Consider the following 1,938-nt stretch of genomic DNA (forward strand, 5'->3'; position numbering starts at 1 on the left):
ATTGACAATTCTGCTCTTTTTTTATACGATGATTACAACAATTTTTAAAAAATTCTGACAATAAACGGGTGGTTGCCATGATGAAATCAAATATGTCTTTCAACGCAACTTTATTATTATAGCTGGGACTTTCTGAAAATCATTTCATAAAGTCCCTATTCGCATTGCATCGGAGAAGAAAATGGTTCTTTTCCGATGGAGTGCTTTTTTTATACCCGTTTTTAAATGAAGGAGGAGTAAAAATGAGAAAGATTCAATTTTTTGACACCACATTAAGAGATGGTGAACAGACCCCGGGAGTAAATTTTAATACAAAAGAAAAGATTCAAATTGCACTTCAATTAGAAAAATGGGGTGTTGATGTCATCGAGGCGGGATTTCCTATCGCCTCCCCCGGCGACTTCGAAGCTGTCCAAAATATTGCCCGCCAAGTGAAGACAATGACCGTAACTGGTCTAGCCCGCTGCCAGAAAAAAGACATCGACCGCGCCTATGAAGCATTAAAAGATGCGGTTGATCCTCAGATCCACGTTTTCTTGGCTACAAGCGATGTTCACATGCAATACAAGCTGAAAATGTCCAGAGAAGAAGTTCTTTCTTCTATTAAAAAGCATGTTAGCTATGCTCGAAGTTTATTTGAAAAAGTACAGTTTTCACCGGAAGATGCTTCACGCACAGAAAAAGGCTTCCTATTAGAAGCCGTTCAAACTGCGATCGATGCCGGAGCGACGATCATCAATGTACCTGATACTGTCGGTTATTCAAATCCAACTGAATATGGAGGGATTTTTAAATCATTGATCGAAAATATTCGCAGTGATCACGAAATAACTTTTTCTTCTCATTGTCATGATGACTTGGGAATGGCTACGGCAAACGCATTAGCCGCGATCGAAAATGGTGCAAATCGTGTGGAAGGTGCAATCAATGGGATCGGTGAGCGGGCAGGCAACACTGCTCTAGAAGAAGTGGCTTTGGCTCTAGCTATCCGAAAGGATTTTTATCAGTGCGAATCTAATATCGTATTGAATGAAACAAAACGCACAAGTGAGCTGGTCTCCCGTCTTTCTGGTATTCCGGTACCCAAAAACAAAGCGATCGTCGGTGACAATGCTTATGCGCATGAATCCGGTATCCATCAAGATGGAGTATTAAAAAATCCTGAGACCTATGAGATCATCACTCCGACCCTTGTTGGCGTCAATCAAAATTCTCTTCCGCTTGGAAAATTATCGGGACGTCATGCATTCAATGCCAAATTAGAAGAACTTGGCTATCAATTGAATGATGAGGATAGCAAAGAAGCCTTCAAACGTTTTAAAGCTTTGGCAGATAAGAAAAAACAAATTACTGATAAAGACTTAGTTGCCCTACTGGCGGATCAATACAGAGAAGAAACCGAAAAGTACAAGCTAGCGGATGTTCAAGTCCAATATAGCTCTAATGGCTATCAAGGAGCGATCGTCTCAATCGTTGATGAGAAAGACGAAACGAAAGTGGCTTCTCGAATCGGTTCAGGCAGCATCCAAGCAATCTATAACACAATCGATGAATTGTTCCAGCAAAATCCTGAATTAACAGAATATGAGATTCAAGCATTAACGGGCGGTGAAGATGCCCAAGCAGAGGTGCGAGTCACTCTTTGTGATAGAAAAACGCAAGAGGAATATCGCGGAATCGGCGTAGACTTCGATGTTTTACAAGCATCGGCGAAAGCGTATGTCCAAGCTAGTAACCATTTAATACAAAATAATTAACCAAAGCCTACTATATAATATAGTAGAAAAAATACTTTAATACGAAATAGGATGCTAGTTCAACTTTTCGCTTTTTGAAAAAATAAATACTTTAATACGAGATAGGAGCATGCACATGAATAGTAAAATTGTTGTTTTAGCTGGTGATGGTATCGGACCAGAAATTATGGAGAGCGGACTA

At 39.9% G+C, this 1,938-nt stretch carries 1 protein-coding gene; it reads left to right on the plus strand.

Annotated elements, in window-relative coordinates; translation table 11 throughout:
* The first annotated feature begins 242 nt into the window (after nucleotides 1–242).
* On the plus strand, nucleotides 243–1,757 hold the full coding sequence (locus A5875_RS08475; RefSeq protein WP_088933186.1) for a 2-isopropylmalate synthase: 1,515 nt from the start codon (nucleotides 243–245) through the stop codon (nucleotides 1,755–1,757).
* Nucleotides 1,758–1,938: the final 181 nt, after the last annotated feature.

It is taken from the genome of Enterococcus sp. 3H8_DIV0648 (assembly GCF_002140655.1).
In the GTDB taxonomy this organism is placed as follows: domain Bacteria; phylum Bacillota; class Bacilli; order Lactobacillales; family Enterococcaceae; genus Enterococcus_A; species Enterococcus_A hulanensis.